The sequence below is a fragment of the Pigmentiphaga sp. genome, assembly GCF_033795525.1.
GTDB lineage: Bacteria > Pseudomonadota > Gammaproteobacteria > Burkholderiales > Burkholderiaceae_B > Pigmentiphaga.
On the sequence record NZ_JARYGM010000001.1, the window covers coordinates 462,996 to 480,618 of the forward strand.

Genomic DNA, 17,623 nt, shown 5'->3' on the forward strand with positions numbered 1-17,623 from the left:
CGTCCATGAAAGTACTCGTGCTGGGCGCCGGCGTGGTCGGCGTCGCGACCGCCTACTACCTGTGGAAAGACGGCCACGAAGTGACGGTCGTCGACCGCCAGCCCGGGCCCGGCCGCGAGACGAGCTACGGCAATGCCGGCGGGCTGTGCCCCAGCTTCGCCGGCCCCTGGGCCGCGCCCGGCATGGTGGCCAAAGTCCTCAAGCTGTCCTGGCAACGCAATTCGCCCATCCATTTCTCGCCCGTACCCGAGCGGCGCAAGGTCGACTGGGTACTGCAGTGGATGCGCAACTGCAACGTCGAACGCTTCCGCACCAACAAGCTGCGCATGCAACGCGTGGCGCACTACAGCCTGCATTGCCTGCGCGACATCGCCGGCCGCGAGGACCTGCCCTCCTTCGACTTCCATGAATGCGGGGTGCTGCAGATCTTCCGCACACAGGCCGAACTGGAGTTGGGCCGCTTGTCGGCCAAGACGCTGGAAGAATACGGCGTGCCATGGCGGCTGCTGGAAGCGGACCGGCTCGCCGAAGTAGAACCGGCCATGGCTCGCAGTTCGGTCCGCTTTTCCGGCGGCTTGCACTTGCCGGCCGACGCGTCGGGCGACAGCTACAAATTCGCGCAAGGCCTGGCCGCGTTCCTGCAAGCGCGCGGCGTGGACTTCCGCTACGGGGCGGCCATCGAGTCGCTGGAACGCGAAGCCGATGCAATCGCCGCCGTCCGAACGACCCAAGGCCGCTTGCAGGCGGACGCCTATATCGTCGCCTTGGGTAGCCAAGCGCCTTTCCTGCTCCGGCCGCTGGGCCTGAAGCTGCCGGTGTACCCGCTCAAGGGCTATTCCATCACCGTGCCCGTCTCCGACCCGCACGCGGCCCCCCGCATGGCCATCATGGACGAGCACAACAAGATCATGATTTCGCGCCTGGGCGACCGTATCCGGGCCGCCGGCATGGCCGAACTGACCGGGTACGGCCTGGGCTTGAACCCGGCCCGCAAAAAGTTGCTGGCCGGGGTCGTACGTGAGCTCTTTCCGCAAGGACTTTCGTGGGAGCACGTCGAATTCTGGGCCGGGCTGCGCCCCATGACCCCGGACGGCCCGCCTATCCTGGGCCGCACGCCATGGCCTAACCTCTTCCTCAATAGCGGCCACGGCTCGAACGGCTGGACCCAATCCTGCGGCACCGCGAAGATCGTTGCCGACATCGTCGCCGGCCGGCGCCCCGAGGTCGATCTCGAGGGCCTCACGGTCGAACGCTTCCTGGCCTAGCCGGCCGCAGCGGCGCCGGCGGCACGGCGCCGCTGCAGAACACTTACTTTTTTTACCTCCCGCCCGCGTCACCCTCCGGGCCGTATGCGGCATGCTATCGGTCGGTCATCGCGAAAGAGAACAGCATGACAAACGAGCAATACCGACTTGCGGAGGGCCGCCCCTATCCGTTGGGCGCCACATGGGACGGGCGGGGCACCAATTTTGCGCTGTTTTCGGCCCACGCCACCAAGGTAGAACTCTGTCTGTTCGATCCGGGCAGCGGCCGGGAAACCGACCGAATAGAACTGCCGGAATTCACCGACGAAATCTGGCATGGCTACCTGCACGGCCTGCCGCCTGGCACGCTGTACGGATATCGGGTGCATGGGCCGTATGCGCCCGAAGAAGGCCACCGTTTCAATCCCAACAAACTGTTGCTCGATCCCTACGCCAAAGAGCACGCCGGCGAACTGCGCTGGTCGCCCGAGGTCTTTGGCTATCAGATCGGGCATCCCGACGGCGACCTATCGTTCGACGATCGCGACAGCGCACCGTTCGTGCCCAAGTGCATGGTGGTCGGCGCAGCAGGCGGGACACGCCCCGAGCGTTTGCGCGTGCCCTGGGACATGACGGTCATCTACGAACTGCATGCGGCCGGCTATACCAAGCTGCATCCCGGCGTGCCCCCCGAGTTGCGCGGCACGATCGCCGGACTGCAGCGGCCGGAAGTGGTCGACTACATCCGCAGCCTGGGCGTTACCTCGGTCGAACTGCTCCCTGTTCACACCTTCGTCAACGACAACTACTTGCTCGAAAAAGGCCTGACCAATTATTGGGGCTACAACACCCTGGGCTTCTTCGCGGCCGACCCGCGCTACTTCGCGGGCGAAGCGGTAGAGGAATTCAAAGGCATGGTGGACCGCTTCCACGATGCCGGCCTGGAAGTCATCCTGGACGTGGTCTACAACCATACGGCCGAGGGCAACGAACTGGGCCCCACGCTCTCATTCAAGGGCATAGACAACGTCTCCTACTATCGGCTGTTGCATGACCAGCCACGCTACTACATCAACGATACGGGAACCGGCAATACGCTCAATCTGAGCCACCCGCGTACCTTGCAAATGGTGACCGACAGCCTGCGCTACTGGGTCACCGAAATGCAGGTGGACGGATTCCGCTTCGACCTGGCGACCATCCTGGGCCGGGAGACGCACGGCTTCGATGAAGGCGGCGGCTTCCTGGACAGCTGCCGGCAGGATCCCGTGCTCTCGAGCGTCAAACTGATTGCCGAACCGTGGGACTGCGGTCCCGGCGGATACCAGGTGGGAGGATTCCCGCCCGGCTGGGCCGAATGGAATGACTGCTTCCGCGATACCGTACGCAGCTTCTGGCGGGGAGACGCCGGCACGGCCGCCGACTTCGCGACCCGCATCACCGCCTCCGGCGATAAATTCAACCGCCGCGGACGCAAGCCCTGGGCCAGCGTGAACTTCATCACTGCCCACGACGGCTTCACGCTTAACGATCTGGTTTCATACAACGACAAGCACAACGAAGCCAATGGCGAAGACAACCGTGACGGCCACTCGGACAACCGGTCGTGGAACTGCGGCGCGGAAGGGCCGACCGACGACCCCGGGATCAACGCCCTGCGCGAACGCCAGAAACGCAACCTGCTCGCCACCTTGCTGCTCTCGCAAGGTACGCCCATGATCCTGGCGGGGGACGAATTCGGACGGACGCAGCGCGGCAACAACAACGCCTATTGCCAGGACAACGAGATCAGCTGGGTAGACTGGCAGGGCATCGACGAAGCGGGCCATGCCTTGCAGGAGTTCGTGCGCAAGCTTACGTACCTGCGCCGGCGGCTGCCGGTCCTCAGGCGCAATCGCTTCCTGACGGGCGAATACAACGAAGCACTGGACGTGACCGACGTGCAATGGCTGTCGCCCAGCGCGACGCCCTTGACCACCGAGCAGTGGGCAGACGAAGCGATGCGCTGCTTCGGCATGCTGATCGACGGCCGGGCGCAAGCTACGGGCATCAAGCGGCCGGCCTCGGATGCAACCCTGCTGCTTGTATTCAATGCTTACCACGATACTGTTGACTTTACCCTACCTGACGTGCCAGGCCCCGATGCCTGGACCTGCCTGATGGACACCAACGTGCCGGTCCGGGAGGACCTGCCGGTGTTCAACGCGGGCGACGTCTACCAGGTCACCGGCCACTCGCTGCTGCTGTTCGCGCTGGAAGCCAAGGGGGCCTCAGCCCGCGTCCTGGCCACCATCGAAACCCGGATGACCGATACGCCGGAATAGGATTTCACCCCTCCGCCGCCCGGTGGAGGATCTCCGGGCATTCCCTCGGCAAAATGAAGTAGGTACAATTCGGCGCGGACGAATTAGTAACCCTTTATTTCAGTTGATAATCAACCCCGATATCGGCTGACCGAGCGAGCCTCAAATTGACCGATGCCGGCGCCGTCCCTCCCAAGCCTGTTTCTCTCCCGCCCCCGGTCCGCGGGCGGGGCCTCATATACGGGTCCTGCGCGGGGACCCTGCTCGCTTGCGCCGCCACCGGCGGGCTGCATTGGCCGATCGCGCTGCCGCTCATCGCCACCCTGGTCGCGGGCGCCGTCCTGCTGCCCTTGCGGGAATCGACGCTGCTCGCGATGGCCTCGGTCCTGTTCACATCGGGGCTGGACTTCTGGGGCTGGCTGGTCGGTCCCCTACCTCGGATCTGGCGCATGCCGGACATTCCGGCCGCGCCACTTTTTGCGGTCACCGCGCTGTTTTACGTCGCCGCCGTGCACATCTGCATGTCGTGGGCCCGAACGGCCTCCGAAACCCGCGCCGCCCAAGCGGCAAGGCAGGCCGCCGAGCGTCCGCCCCAGCGGGTGGAGCCCCTGCTGGACAGCCTGCCCCACCCGGTCGCCATTCTCGATGCCCGCGGCGCGTTGACCTATGCCAACGCCCCCTACCTGGCGCTGATCGACAAACCGGCATCCATCGCACTGGGCCGCACCGTCGCCGAGCTGTGGCCGCGCCGCGCCGCAGCGCTCTATGGGCCGCACCTCGAACAGGCCGCCAGCGGCCAACCCGTGTGCTTCCGGCTGCCGTTCACCGGCCCCGACAATGCCAAGCGGGAATTAGACGTGTTCCTGTCGCCCCATGCCACCGACCAGCGGGCCACGCGCGCCATGCTGACCATGCTCGTGGACGTAACCGACGCGGTACGGGCCAAGCGGGGGCTGATCGAACGCGAATCGATGTACAAAGCGGTCATCGAGCATGCTCCGGTGGGTATCCTGAGCCAGGTGGACGGCCTGCTCATCTACGCCAACCCGGCCGCGTTGCTCATGCTGTCGGCCGACTGGTCGGGCCGCGCCATTGGCCGGCCCTTCGCCGATTTCATCATCGAGAAAGACCGTGAAGAGGTCCGCCGCCGCATCGAGCAGCTTTCCCACGCGCCGGGCTTCGCCGAATTCAAGCCCTATCGGCTGGTCACCCTGGACGACCAGACACGGGACGTCGAATTGGCTGCCATCAGCGTCACGCGGGACGGCAAGCAACGTGTAGAGTTATTCTGCGTCGACGTCACGGAACGAAAGCGCACCGAAGGCAAGATCCGCCAGCTGAACGAGACGCTCGAACTGCGGGTAGCCGAGAGGACCGCCGAACTCGAAGCGTTCACCAGTTCCGTCAGCCACGATTTGCGGGCGCCTGCGCGGCAAATCATGTCCGCCGCCGACATCATGCTGCGCAAGACCGGCCAGCCCGGCAGCGACCTCAAGCCCATGCTGTCGGCGCTGCTGACCACCGCCGAGCGCATGAACCGCACGATCGACGCGCTGCTCGAACTCTCGCGCCTGGGCCGGGCCGGCATCGTGCCTTCGCTGTGGCCCCTCGGGACGATGGTCCAGGAAATCCGCTCCGAATTGACGGCAGGCCTGGGCGAGCGCTGGATTTCATGGCGCATCGACAATTTGCCGCGCATCTTCGCCGACCCGCACCTGATCCGCCTGGTCATGGTCAATCTGCTGGACAACGCCGTGAAATTCACGCGCTACACGCCCGATGCCCGGATCGAAGTGTGGGCGGACGAATACGAGCAGACCGTCGCCATCAATGTTCGCGATAACGGCGCCGGGTTCGATATGCGCCATGCAGGCAAGCTGTTCACCATGTTCAGCCGCCTGCACTCGAACCGCGACTTCGAGGGCACGGGCGTCGGGCTGGCGCACTGCCGCCGCATCATCGAACGGCACGGCGGCCGCATCGTCGCGCACGGAGAGCCCGGCAAGGGCGCCACTGTGCGGTTCACGCTGCCGCACGAACCGCACCGCGGATAGGAGCGGCACGGGCAAGGCGCGGGGCGTTCAGACGGCGCGCTGCACGCGTCGCTACGCGGCCAGCGCCAGCCGCCGCGTCGCCTACTTACCCGCCTGCTGGTAGCGGGCGATGCTTTGCGTAATTTCCTCGCGGGCCGCGTCGGGACCGTCCCAGCCCTTGACCTTGACCCACTTGCCCTTCTCGAGATCCTTGTAGTGCTCGAAGAAATGCTGGATGCGCAGCAGGTACTCGGGCGGCAGGTCCTCGGGCTTCTGCCAATCCCGGTAGATCGGAAGGATCTTGTCGACGGGGACGGCGAGCAGCTTGGCGTCGCCGCCGGCTTCGTCGTCCATGTTCAAGATGCCGATGGGGCGGCAACGTACGACGGCGCCGACGGTAACCGGATGCGGCGTGATGACCAGTACATCGGCAGGGTCGCCGTCATCGGACAGGGTCAACGGCACGTAGCCGTAATTGCACGGATAGTGCATGGCGGTCATCATGAAGCGGTCGACGAACAAGGCACCGGTTTCCTTGTCGACTTCGTACTTGATCGGATCCGCGTTCATCGGGATCTCAATGATGACGTTGAATTCTTCCGGCGCCTTTTTGCCGGGACCGACTCGATCGAGATTCATAACTGCCTGGATGGTTGGAAGAAAAACATATTGGACCGGCCGCCGTGGGCCGGCGTGAATGGAAGCTGGCGGCGCAGCGCTACAAGCCAGCGGCCCGGTCGGGCGCCACAGCATCGTCGCTTTCGAACTGCGGCGCGGCGCCCGGGCCGAACAACACAGCCTCGTCAGCCTTGAGCACGGGCAGGCCTATCATGCCTTCCGTGGCGAGCCGCCAGTGGCGAACCGCCTCTGCGGCGCGGTCGGTGCGGTCGAACAGGCTGGCCAGCAGAGCATGCGTACGCGGATCATCACGTTCGCTCAAGCTGCGTTCCAGGTAGCGCTGCGCCGGCCCCCACAGACGTCCGCACAGGCACAGCGTGCCAAGCGCCTGCAGCAGGTCGGGATCGTTGGGATGCTGGCGCAGCCAGCCCTCGGCTTTCTCGAGCCGGGGTTGTATCTGCTCGGGGCTGCAGCGCGCATACGCCTGCAGCAACGCAGGCGTCAGCTGGACGTCCAGGGCGCTCTCCAGAACCTTGCGGGTCCGCGCTTCGTCGCCGTCTGCTTCGAACACGGCAGCGCCGGCAAGCGCGACGTCGGGCAGGACGCGCTCGTCTTCCTTGAGGTCTTTCCAGATTGCGCGCCGGGTCGCGGCGTCGCTGGCCGAACGCAGCAATTCCGCGGCAGCCGTCGCGATCATGCGCGTGCTGGCCGCGGGATGCAACGCGTTGCGCTTGGACAGCGTGCGAGCGAGTTTCAGTACTTCGGCCCAATGCCCGAGGTCGCGATGCGCGCGCAAGGTGAGCCGCAGCGAATGCATGTGGCGAGGCCCGCTTTCGTGCAATTGCGACAGCAGCGCCAGCGCTTCCTCGGGACGCTGCTGATCGAGCAGCATGTCGGCCTCGACGATGGTCACGGCGGGCTTGAGCGCCGCATCGGAACCAGCGGCCTCGCGTGCCTGCGCCAGAAGCATGTCGCGCCGCCCGAACTCCTGCATGGCATGGGCGGCACGCGCTGCCGACAACGTGGCGAGCACCCGGCGCGACGGGACGTCGGTCTGCCCGGCAACGCCGCTCATGTCGGATTCGGCCTTGGCATACCGGCCTTCCAGCAGGTTGATCCAGCCCCGTTCGAGCAACTCCTGCTGCTGGGCCAGCGCCCGGCGCGCGCGCCAGCGGCGCACCCGCACCGGCAGATCGAGGGTCCAGGAGATGGCGCGCAACGCTGCATACAGCGCCGCGAACAGCACGACCAGGATCAGGGCGGCCAGGCTGGCCGACAACTCGACGCGGTAAGGCGGCAACAACAGAGCCACATTGCCGGAGTGGTAGCGCAAACCGACCGCAAGGCCGACCGCGGCGACCAGGAGCAGCAGAGTCCAGAACCAGGTGCGCATGCCTTACCTCTGCACGCCCGGGGCGGCGCTGCGCGGCAGCACCGACCGCACTGCCGCCAAGCTGTCATTGAGGCTGGGTAGCTCGATCGAAATGTCGGTATCGCGGATTTGCTTGAGCAGCGACATCGCGTTCCGCGTGGCCGGCGCCGTGGTATCGAAATAGGCCGGCAGGGCCTGCGCCACGGCCTCGAGGTCTGCCTGCCAGGCCTGCTCCTGCCGGGACAACAGCGCCAGCCGCGCATTGAGCAGCCGCATCTTGAGGTTCTCGCGAACCATCGCGCCTTGCTCGGCGGAGACCAGCAGCGCTTCGGGCTTGTCGACGCGACGGATCCGGATGAGGTCGCGCATGTCCTCCATGAACCCGTCCCGCAGGGGTCCCCACCAGGCGAAGGCCCGCTTCCACCAGGGCGCGGCCTCGCCCTCGCCCGGGCTACCGGCGGGTTCGGCGGCAGGCGCAGCGGCTTCGGTCGGGCGCGGCTGCACCTCCGCCAGCAGCGGCATGCGATCGAGCAGCCCGATCATCTGGTCGATCTTGGCCACCAGCCCCGGCACGTCGATGGAGGGCAGTCCCCTCAGGCGCTCGAGATCCTCGGCGATGGCACGGCGCACCACGGTGAACTGCGGTCTGTCGGCACGTGCCAGCCGCGCATCGGCCACTTGCAGCGCCGCGATGGAATTCTGCACGTTACCGGCAAGTTGCAGTTGTTGCGCGGCGATGGACAAGGCCTGTTCGACCTCGATAAGCGTCCATTCGTCCTCGCCGCGGGACAATTCCTGGTAGAGCTGCTCGAGCGCCGCCTGCTGGCTCTGCGACTCGAGCAGCTTGGATTCGAGCACGGCCAGCTTGTCGGTATTGCCCTGCGAGATGGACAAAGCCTGGCGCGCCCTCGCCTGCGCATCGCGCGCGAACGAATCGATTTCGTTGAAACGGCGTGCCGATTCCCGGCCGATGGCGTCGACCAGTTGCTGCTGGCGCCACAGCGCCGCCGCCAGGACCACGATCACGATCAGCGCAAAGGCCAAGCCGGTTCCGAGCCAGGGAAAGGAGCGGTTGCCCCGGTTCTTGGCAGCGCGGCTGGACACGCGCTCGGTGGCGGGACGGGAATCGTTGGGCACGGGACCCTGCGCAGGAGCGGGGGAGGCGTTCTCGGATGCAGTCATGACACCGATTCTATCGCGGCCAGGATGTCCTCATCCCTGGGCGCGCAAGTTTGTAACATTGGGGGACCGCCCCGGCCGGGCAAAGCATCGGCGATCACCGCTATTAAATGCCGGGCAATCCGGGGATGGGTTGCAACGAGGCGACAATCGGCCCACCAGGCAAGCAGTTCGTGGGACGCCAACTGTGCCTGGATCGCGTCGACTCCCTCGGAACTGGTCAGTAGCCAGGTCGCCTGCACGCGCTCGCGGGCCCACTGGCGCAGCCGTTCTACCTGCTCGGCGGTCCACTTGCGCGGTTCGCGGCGGTAGGCCCGGTATACCGAAAGAATGGCGCCCGCCCCGCGCAGCCGGTCGGCCAGCCACTCGCGGCCGCTGCCCTGCTCGCCGCGCCCGCCGCGGACAATGAGAACCCGCGCCCCCGGTGCCTGAGCGGCCAGCACGCTCCATAAGGCTTCGGAATCGAACTGCGGGCTGTCCGCCGGCGGCTGCACCACCCGCGCCGAATTGCCGTATGCGGGATGCCGCCGCAGCGCCTGGGCGCTGGCGGGGCCCACCACCGCCGCGGCCGTGCCTGCCGGCCAGGACCACGCCGGGCCGCCGATGGCGCGCCATTTATCCAGGAACATTCTGACCGCATTGCCGCTGACGAATACGACGAAATCGAACTGCGCCGGATCCGGCGCCGGCCCATCTTCGGGCGTCAAGTCGAGCGCAGGCAAGTCCATCACCTGCCGGCCGCGTGCGGCCAGCGTGCGGGCCAACGCTTCGTTCTGCCCGTGCGGACGGGTCAGGATGACGACGGGAACACCGGACGATGCGGATGCCGGGGCCGACATGGCTTAGCCGAGGCTGGCGAGAAGCTCGGCCGCGCCGGCTTGCAGGAGCTCCTCGGCCACGGCCAGGCCGAGCGTTTCGGCCTCGTCGATGGAGCCTGTGCGCTCGGCCCGGACGAGACGGCCGCCATCGGGCGTGGCGACCAGCGCCCGCAGGCGCAAGCCCGTACCGGCCGCTTGCGCATACGCGGCGAGGGGCACCTGGCAGGACCCGCCCAGGCGCCGCGAGACGGCCCGTTCGGCCAGCGCCTCGGCGGTGGTCTGGGCATGGGACAACGGCGCCAGCGCGGCGCGCAGATCATCGCGGCCGGCCCGGATCTCGAGTCCGAGCGCCCCCTGGCCGGCTGCCGGCAGGCTTTCTTCAGGGGCGAGCAAGGTCCGGATCCGATCGGTCAGCCCAAGACGCCGCAAGCCCGCCGCGGCCAGCACGATAGCGTCGTAGTCGCCGCGGTCGAGCTTGGCCAGCCGGGTTTGCACATTGCCGCGCAAGGGCTTGACCTGCAGTTGCGGATAGCGCGCCCGTACCTGGGCCTCGCGCCGCAGACTGGAGGTGCCGACCACGGCACCGGCCGGCATTTCGGCCAGGCTGCCGTAGCGCGGCGATACCAGCGCGTCACGCGGGTCGTCGCGCTCCATGACCGTACACAGCTCGAACTCCGGCGACATGTCGACCGGCATGTCCTTGAGCGAGTGCACGGCCAGGTCGGCGCGCCCATCCAGCAGCGCCGTCTCGAGTTCTTTGACGAACAACCCCTTGCCGCCGACCTTGGACAAGGTGCGGTCCAGGATACGGTCTCCGCGCGTGGTCATGCCGAGCAGGTCGACCGTGCAATGCGGGTAGAGAGCACGCAGCCTGGCCTGGACGTGCCGGGCCTGCCACAGGGCCAACTGGCTTTCGCGCGTGGCGATGATCAAACGGTCGGGTTTCAATATGGGATCTCTGGTTCAGGGCGGTGCGGACTTGCGCAGCCGCGAGGCCACCCTTCGGGATTATAGAAGTATTCGATTGCCGGCCGCCTTTCGTGGCATGCTTGTCGCGGCGCCGGCCGGCGCCTTCCCGCAGCAGCCACCACACCGACAACAACAAGCTCGACGCGCCATGACCTCATCGCATCACGATCCGGACCTTCCTTTGCGCAACGACATACGGCTGCTGGGGCGCCTGCTGGGCGACGTGATCCGCGCCAGCGAGGGCACGGGCGTCTTCGACACCATAGAGACCGTACGCCGCATGGCGGTGCGGTTCCGCCGCGACGGCAACGCCACGGACGGACGGGCGCTGGAAAAGCGCCTGAAACAGCTGACGCCGGACGAGGTCAATTCCGTGGTCCGGGCCTTCAGCTATTACCTGCATCTGGCCAATATCGCCGAAGACCGCGATCAGAACCGGCGCCGGCGGGCGAGCCTGCTGCAGCAGGAAGCGCCGGCGCGCGGCAGCCTGCAGGACGCCGTCGCGAGGCTGCGCGCGGCGGGGATAAGCGGGGCGCGCATGCGCCAGCTGCTCGACGACACGCAGATTTCACCAGTGCTGACGGCCCACCCGACCGAGGTCCAGCGCAAGAGCACACTAGATGTGCACAAGGAAATCGCGCATCTGCTGCAGGAACGGGACCTGCCCCACTCCAGCGACGAGACCTTCGAACAGACGCTCGCGCTGCTGGGCCGGATCGCGACGCTGTGGCAGACCCGCATGCTGCGTAATTCGCGGCTGACCGTGGCCGACGAAATCGAAAATGCGCTTTCGTACTACCGCAGCACCTTCCTGGCCGTCATCCCCCAGCTCTATGGGCACCTATCCCGGCTGCTGGGCCGCGAGCTGGGCGATCCTTTCGGCCCGCACCCGGGCCCGCTCAAGTCGTTCCTGAGCATGGGAAGCTGGATAGGCGGCGACCGCGACGGCAATCCCAATGTCGACGCCGGCACGCTCGACCTGGCCCTGCTGCGGCAAAGCATCACGGCCTTCGAGTATTACCTGGACGAGACGCATGCGCTGGGCGCCGAACTCTCGATGAGCGCCCTGCTGACTCCCGCATCGCAGGCGTTGGGCGAGCTGGCCGAACGAGGCGGCGACGTTTCCGAGCACCGGCGCGACGAACCGTATCGCCGTGCATTGGTCGGCATTTATGCGCGCCTGGCGGCCTCGGCACGCACCCTCACCGGCCGTGACCTTGCCCGCCGGGAAGCCGCGCCGGCCCAGGCCTACGCCGGTCCCGGCGAATTCGCCGCCGACCTGGGCGTGATCGCAGACTCGCTCAATGACCACCACGCCGCGCCCGTCGCCCGGCTGCGGCTGTCAGCGCTGCGGCAGGCGGTAGACGTATTCGGCTTTCACCTGGCTACCATCGATTTGCGCCAGAGCTCCGACGTGCACGAACGTACGCTGGCCGAACTGCTGGCGCGCGCCGGCGTGGAACCGGACTACGGCCGCCTGGACGAGGCGTCGCGCGTCGCCCTGCTGCGGCGCGAGCTGGCCCAGCCGCGGCCTCTGGCGTCGCCCTGGATACCCTATAGCGAGGAAACGACTCGCGAACTGGCCATTTTCCGGACGGCCGCCGAGGCCCGCCGGCGGTTCGGCCCGCAAGCCGTCCATCACGCCATCGTGTCCCATACCGAAACCGTGAGCGACCTGCTGGAGGTGCTGGTGCTGCAGAAAGAGACCGGCCTCATTCCACCCGACCATGGCGCACCCGGCGGAACGCCGCCATCCGAAGGCGAAGGGCTGATGGTGGTACCTCTGTTCGAAACCATCCCGGACCTTGCCAATGGACCGGGCATCATGGCGCAGTTTCTCGACCTGCCGGAGGTCAAGGCCCGCGTGCGGCATGCCCAGCGTGGCATACAGGAAGTCATGCTGGGCTATTCCGATAGCAACAAGGACGGCGGCTTTCTTACCTCGAACTGGTCGCTCTACCAAGCCGAACGCGCGTTGGTCGAAGTGTTCAAGGCCCGCAAGATACGGTTGCGGTTGTTCCACGGGCGGGGCGGCACAGTGGGACGTGGCGGCGGGTCCAGCTACGACGCGATCCTCGCCCAGCCGCCGGGCACCGTGGCCGGCCAGATCCGGCTGACCGAGCAAGGCGAAGTCATCCAGAGCAAATACAAGGATGCCGACATCGGCCGCTGGCATCTAGAACTGCTGACTGCCGCCACGCTCGAGGCCAGCCTGGCGGACAGCACGGAAAGCGCCTCGGCCGAGGACGCGCTGTTCGCCCGCTATGGTCAGACCATGGACCATCTCTCGGCCGCTGCCATGCGCAGCTACCGCTCACTGGTCTATGAAACACCGGGCTTTGCGGAATACTTCTTTGCCTCGACCCCTATTTCCGAGATTGCCGAACTGAACATCGGCTCGCGACCCGCGTCGCGCAAGGCCACCGGCCGCATCGAAGACCTGCGCGCCATCCCATGGGGCTTCTCCTGGGGGCAATGCCGATTGCTGCTGCCCGGGTGGTACGGCATGGGCTCGGCCATCGACGACTACCTGCGCCATGGCGAAGGCAACCGGCGCGACCGCGTCCGGCACCTGCAAGCCATGGCACGCGAATGGCCGTTCTTCCGGACGCTGCTGTCCAATATGGAGATGGTCCTGGCCAAGACAGACCTGGTGATTGCCTCGCGCTACGCACAACTCGTCCCGGAAACGGCATTGCGCAAACGCATCTTCGGGCGGATCAGCGACGAATGGACGCTAACGATGAACGCCCTCAGGCTGGTCACGGGACAACGGCAGTTGCTGGCCGACAACCCGTCGCTGGCGCGGTCCATCCGCGACCGCATTGCCTATATCGACCCGCTCAACCATCTGCAGATCGAGCTGATCCGGCGTTACCGCGCGGATCGCGGGAAAAGCGGCCGGATCCGCTCCGCACCGGCCAGCGGCCGGACCCAGAACGGCATCCACCTGACCATCAATGGCATCGCGGCCGGCTTGCGCAACACCGGCTGAGGCAGATGGCCGGCGGGCCGCCGATCAGCGCAAGTACGACACGGCGACCGCCACGGCCACGCCGATCACGCCCAGCAGCACCAGCAACTGCATGAGCGTCATACCTTCTTGAAGCTTCTTCATAATTTCCTCTGGCACCGCCCCACGGGGGCGGCGGTTATCGCGGCCAGTCTTGTCGCAAATGAGAACGCCCTGCCGGGCGGCAGGGCGTTCGGTCACGGTCATGGCCCGGTGAAAGGGCCCGCCCCCGATCAGGCGTGTTCGGTCTGCCCGGCCTTCTTGCGACGCGCGAGCAACGTGCCAACCACCACCACGATCAGCGCGCCGACGATTTCCGCGCCGTATTTGAGCTCGGTATTGTAGGCTGCGAGCGAGCTCGGCTGGATCAGGTTGTTCTGCACCGCAACGTCGGTGATCAGCATGCCGCCGGCAATCCAGCCCAAAAGCGCGCCGCCGAAGGTGACGACGAGCGGGAAGCGATCGATCAGCTTGAGCACCAGCGTGCTGCCCCAGATGATGATGGGCACGCTGACCAGCAGGCCGAAGATCACCAGGCCGATCTGGTGGGCCTCGTCGGCCTGCTGGGCGGCACCGGCAATGGCGATGACGTTGTCCAGGCTCATGACGAAGTCGGCGACGATGATGGTCTTGATGGCGCTCACCAGCGTCGAGCCGCCCTCGATATTGTCGTGCGCCTCGTCCTCGGGAATCAGCAGCTTGATGCCGATCCAGAACAGCAAAAGACCGCCCACCAGCTTCAGGAACGGAATCTGCAGCATCGTGACGGCGAACGAGATCAGCACCACGCGCAGGATGATTGCGCCCGCAGTTCCCCACAGGATGCCCTGCATGCGGCGCTTCGGAGGCAGGTTGCGGCAGGCAAGCGCGATCACGACAGCGTTATCCCCGCCCAGCAGAAGGTCGATCAGAATGATTTGGAATACAGCGGCCCAACTGAGCGTCTGCAAAAACTCAAGCACGTATGGCTCCCTAAGAGAGATTCGGACGAGCGAATCTTCCGGATCGGAAGATGGCTCTCCCGTATTGTTGGAATTCGATGCGATCTCCAGGCCACTCGCCGCGACGCGCGACCCGGGAGAAAACGCCGGCCCGGCATCGTAAGCCAGGCCGGCGCCCTAGGACAAGTACAAACTGCCCCTAGCCCCTTGCGGCGGGCTGGTCGCCGGACCCGCGCCGGGCCATCAGTACTTTGCCGACGGCCAGCACGATGAGCGCGCCGACGATGCCGGCAGCGATCTCCGCACCATGATGGGTCAAGCCCATCGAGGCTTCCAGGGACTCCGCGTGCAGCGCCGGGTCGTTGACGAACAGCTCGCCGGCGATGAAGCCCAGCAGGGCCGCTCCCGCCCAGACGATGAGCGGGAAGCGCTCGATGACCTTGAGCAGCAGCGCGCTGCCGAAGATCACCAGCGGGATGCTGATGGCCAGGCCCAGCACCAGGAGCGTGGTATTACCCATGGCCGCAGCGGCCACGGCAATCACATTGTCCAGGCTCATGACGAGATCGGCAATCAGGATGGTCCGGATAGCGGCCATCAGCCCGTTCTTGGCCAGATTGCCCTCGTCCTCTTCACCTTCCGGCAACAACAGCGAGACACCGATGTACAGCAACAGCAACGAACCGATCAGCTTCAGCCAGGGCAGTTGCAGCAACTGGGCCGCAACCAGCGTCAGGATGATGCGCATCACGATGGCGGCCGCAGAGCCGATCACGATAGCTTTCTTTTGTTGATGGGCCGGCAGCGAACGCGCCGCCAGCGCGATGACCACCGCGTTGTCCCCCGACAACAGGATGTTCACCCAGATGATTTGAATGAGGGCCAATATGAAGGCCGCTGAACCGAATTCCACGCCTATCTCCTGAAATGCCAACGGGCGCGGCGATGTTCGCCGCGCCCGTCGTCCTCATTGTTGTTACAGCACGGACTTGAGCAGCTTGCCCATCTCGGACGGGTTCTTGGTCGTCTTGATGCCGCAGGCTTCCATGATCTCGAGCTTGGCTTGGGCCGTATCGGCGCCGCCGGAGATCAGCGCGCCGGCGTGGCCCATGCGCTTGCCCGCGGGAGCCGTGACACCGGCGATGAAGCCGACGACCGGCTTCTTCATGTTGTCCTTGGCCCACTGGGCGGCATTGACTTCGTCCGGTCCGCCGATTTCGCCGATCATGATAACGGCGTCGGTATCGGGATCGTCATTGAACATCTTCAGCACGTCGATGTGCTTGAGGCCGTTGATGGGATCGCCGCCGATGCCCACGGCGCTCGACTGGCCCAGGCCCAGCTCGGTGACCTGCGCCACCGCTTCGTACGTGAGCGTGCCCGAACGGCTGACGATGCCGATGCGGCCCTTGCGGTGGATGTGGCCGGGCATGATGCCGATCTTGATTTCGTCGGGCGTGATGAGGCCGGGGCAGTTGGGTCCCAGCAGCAGCGTGCGCTTGTTCTGCGCGCGCATGCGGTTGCGCACTTCCAGCATGTCGCGGACCGGGATGCCCTCGGTGATGCAGACCACCAGGTCGAGGTCGGCCTCGACGGCTTCCCAGATGGCGGCGGCGGCGCCCGCGGGCGGCACGTAGATGACCGAGACATTGGCGCCGGTGGCGGCCTTGGCTTCGGAGACGTTGGCGTAGATGGGCACGCCTTCGAAATCCTCGCCGGCCTTCTTGGGGTTCACGCCCGCCACGAAGCAGTTCTTGCCGTTGGCGTACTCGCGGCACATGCGGGTATGGAATTGACCGGTCTTGCCGGTGATCCCCTGCGTGATGACCTTGGTATCTTTGTTGATCAGAATCGACATTTCGAGTCCTTAATATCCTTTGCTGAGCGCAACGATTACTTCTTGGCGGCGGCCACGACGGCGGTGGCGGCCTCGGCCATCGTGTCGGCGCTGATGATGGGCAGCCCGGAATCGGCCAGCATCTTCTTGCCGAGCTCTTCGTTGGTGCCCTTCATGCGCACCACCAGGGGCACGCTCAGGCTGACGGCCTTGCACGCGGCGATCACGCCCTCGGCGATGACGTCGCAGCGCATGATGCCGCCAAAGATGTTGACCAGGATGGCCTTCAGGCCGGGGTTCTTCAGCATGATCTTGAAGGCCTCGGTCACCTTCTCGGCCGTGGCGCCACCGCCTACGTCCAGGAAGTTGGCCGGTTCGCCGCCGAACAGCTTGATGGTGTCCATGGTGGCCATGGCCAGGCCGGCGCCGTTGACCAGGCAGCCGATGTTGCCGTCGAGCTGGATGTAGGCCAGGCCGAACTTGCTGGCCTCGATTTCGGCGGGATCTTCTTCGTCGGTGTCGCGGTAGGCCACGATTTCGGGATGGCGGAACAGCGCGTTCGAATCGAAGTTGAACTTGGCGTCCAGGGCGATGATCTTGCCGGAGCCGGTGACGATCAGCGGGTTGATCTCGGCCAGGTCGGCGTCGGTTTCGACATAGCAGGTGTAGAGCTTCTGGATCTGCTCTGCCGCATCGGCGATCGAGGCGTCAGGCACGCCGATGCCGCGGGCAAGCTCGGAGGCTTCCTCGGTGGTCAGGCCCTTGGCCGGGTCGACGAACACCTTCAGGATCTTCTCGGGCGTGGCGTGGGCGACCTCTTCGATCTCCATGCCGCCTTCGCTCGAGGCCATGACGCAGACACGCTGGGAGCTGCGGTCGGTGACGATGCCGACGTAGAGTTCCTTCTTGATGTCGGCGCCTTCTTCGATCAGCAGGCGGCGCACTTTCTGGCCTTCCGGGCCAGTCTGGTGCGTGACCAGCTGCATGCCGAGGATCTGGCCGGCCAACGTGCGCACTTCCTCGATGGAGCGGGCCAGCTTGACGCCGCCGCCCTTGCCGCGGCCGCCCGCGTGGATCTGGGCCTTGACGACCCATACCGGGCCGCCCAGTTGTTCAGCGGCCTTGACGGCCTCGTCCACCGAAAACACGGGGATGCCGCGCGGAACGGTGACGCCAAATTTTTTCAGAAGCTCTTTGCCCTGATACTCGTGGATTTTCATGCGGAGCCTTCGCTGTCGGGGAGACGTTGAATGTTCGGTTGATGAAGACCAGCGCGATGACGGATCATGCGCCTGG

At 65.9% G+C, this 17,623-nt stretch carries 13 protein-coding genes; 4 read left to right on the forward strand and 9 right to left on the reverse strand.

Annotation, left to right across the window (positions count from 1 at the left end; all coding sequences use genetic code 11):
- The first annotated feature begins 5 nt into the window (after positions 1-5).
- The 3 genes from QHC78_RS02230 to QHC78_RS02240 all read left to right on the forward strand — a co-directional run bounded on the left by QHC78_RS02230 (position 6) and on the right by QHC78_RS02240 (position 5,601).
- Entirely contained in the window at positions 6-1,265 is a 1,260-nt protein-coding gene (locus tag QHC78_RS02230) for a D-amino acid dehydrogenase (RefSeq protein ID WP_319742250.1), read from the forward strand.
- 125 nt (positions 1,266-1,390) lie between these two features.
- On the forward strand, positions 1,391-3,568 hold the full coding sequence (glgX, locus tag QHC78_RS02235) for a glycogen debranching protein GlgX (protein ID WP_319742251.1): 2,178 nt from the start codon (positions 1,391-1,393) through the stop codon (positions 3,566-3,568).
- Positions 3,569-3,714: 146 nt separating this feature from the next.
- On the forward strand, positions 3,715-5,601 hold the full coding sequence (locus tag QHC78_RS02240) for a sensor histidine kinase (protein ID WP_319742252.1): 1,887 nt from the start codon (positions 3,715-3,717) through the stop codon (positions 5,599-5,601).
- 81 nt (positions 5,602-5,682) lie between these two features.
- Here the strand turns inward: QHC78_RS02240 and ppa are convergent, their stop codons facing one another.
- From ppa to hemC, 5 genes are all read right to left on the reverse strand, one after another.
- Positions 5,683-6,219: an inorganic diphosphatase gene (gene ppa, locus QHC78_RS02245; RefSeq protein WP_319742253.1), complete on the reverse strand. Its 537-nt coding sequence runs from the start codon at positions 6,217-6,219 to the stop codon at positions 5,683-5,685.
- A gap of 79 nt (positions 6,220-6,298) precedes the next feature.
- Entirely contained in the window at positions 6,299-7,591 is a 1,293-nt protein-coding gene (locus QHC78_RS02250; protein ID WP_319742254.1) for a heme biosynthesis HemY N-terminal domain-containing protein, read from the reverse strand.
- A 3-nt stretch (positions 7,592-7,594) separates the two neighbouring features.
- Positions 7,595-8,752 carry a uroporphyrinogen-III C-methyltransferase gene (locus tag QHC78_RS02255; protein ID WP_319742255.1) on the reverse strand — a complete coding sequence of 386 codons (1,158 nt, stop codon included), beginning with the start codon at positions 8,750-8,752 and terminating at the stop codon, positions 7,595-7,597.
- A complete protein-coding gene (locus tag QHC78_RS02260) occupies positions 8,749-9,588 on the reverse strand; it encodes a uroporphyrinogen-III synthase (protein ID WP_319742256.1) in 840 nt (279 codons plus the stop codon). The genes QHC78_RS02255 and QHC78_RS02260 overlap by 4 nt, the downstream gene beginning before the upstream one ends.
- A gap of 3 nt (positions 9,589-9,591) precedes the next feature.
- On the reverse strand, positions 9,592-10,518 hold the full coding sequence (hemC, locus tag QHC78_RS02265) for a hydroxymethylbilane synthase (protein WP_319742731.1): 927 nt from the start codon (positions 10,516-10,518) through the stop codon (positions 9,592-9,594).
- 166 nt (positions 10,519-10,684) lie between these two features.
- On the opposite strand from hemC, the gene ppc reads away from it, so the two are divergent.
- Complete coding sequence (gene ppc / locus QHC78_RS02270; protein ID WP_319742257.1) at positions 10,685-13,531, forward strand: phosphoenolpyruvate carboxylase; 2,847 nt, start codon at positions 10,685-10,687, stop codon at positions 13,529-13,531.
- 251 nt (positions 13,532-13,782) lie between these two features.
- On the opposite strand, the gene QHC78_RS02275 is transcribed toward ppc, so the two are convergent.
- From QHC78_RS02275 to sucC, 4 genes are all read right to left on the reverse strand, one after another.
- A complete protein-coding gene (locus QHC78_RS02275; protein WP_319742258.1) occupies positions 13,783-14,511 on the reverse strand; it encodes a TerC family protein in 729 nt (242 codons plus the stop codon).
- Positions 14,512-14,689: 178 nt separating this feature from the next.
- On the reverse strand, positions 14,690-15,403 hold the full coding sequence (locus QHC78_RS02280) for a TerC family protein (RefSeq protein ID WP_319742259.1): 714 nt from the start codon (positions 15,401-15,403) through the stop codon (positions 14,690-14,692).
- A 63-nt stretch (positions 15,404-15,466) separates the two neighbouring features.
- Positions 15,467-16,348, reverse strand: a complete 882-nt coding sequence (sucD, locus tag QHC78_RS02285; protein WP_319742260.1) for a succinate--CoA ligase subunit alpha — start codon at positions 16,346-16,348, stop codon at positions 15,467-15,469.
- A 35-nt stretch (positions 16,349-16,383) separates the two neighbouring features.
- Positions 16,384-17,547, reverse strand: a complete 1,164-nt coding sequence (gene sucC / locus QHC78_RS02290; protein WP_319742261.1) for an ADP-forming succinate--CoA ligase subunit beta — start codon at positions 17,545-17,547, stop codon at positions 16,384-16,386.
- Between the last annotated feature and the right edge of the window lie 76 nt (positions 17,548-17,623).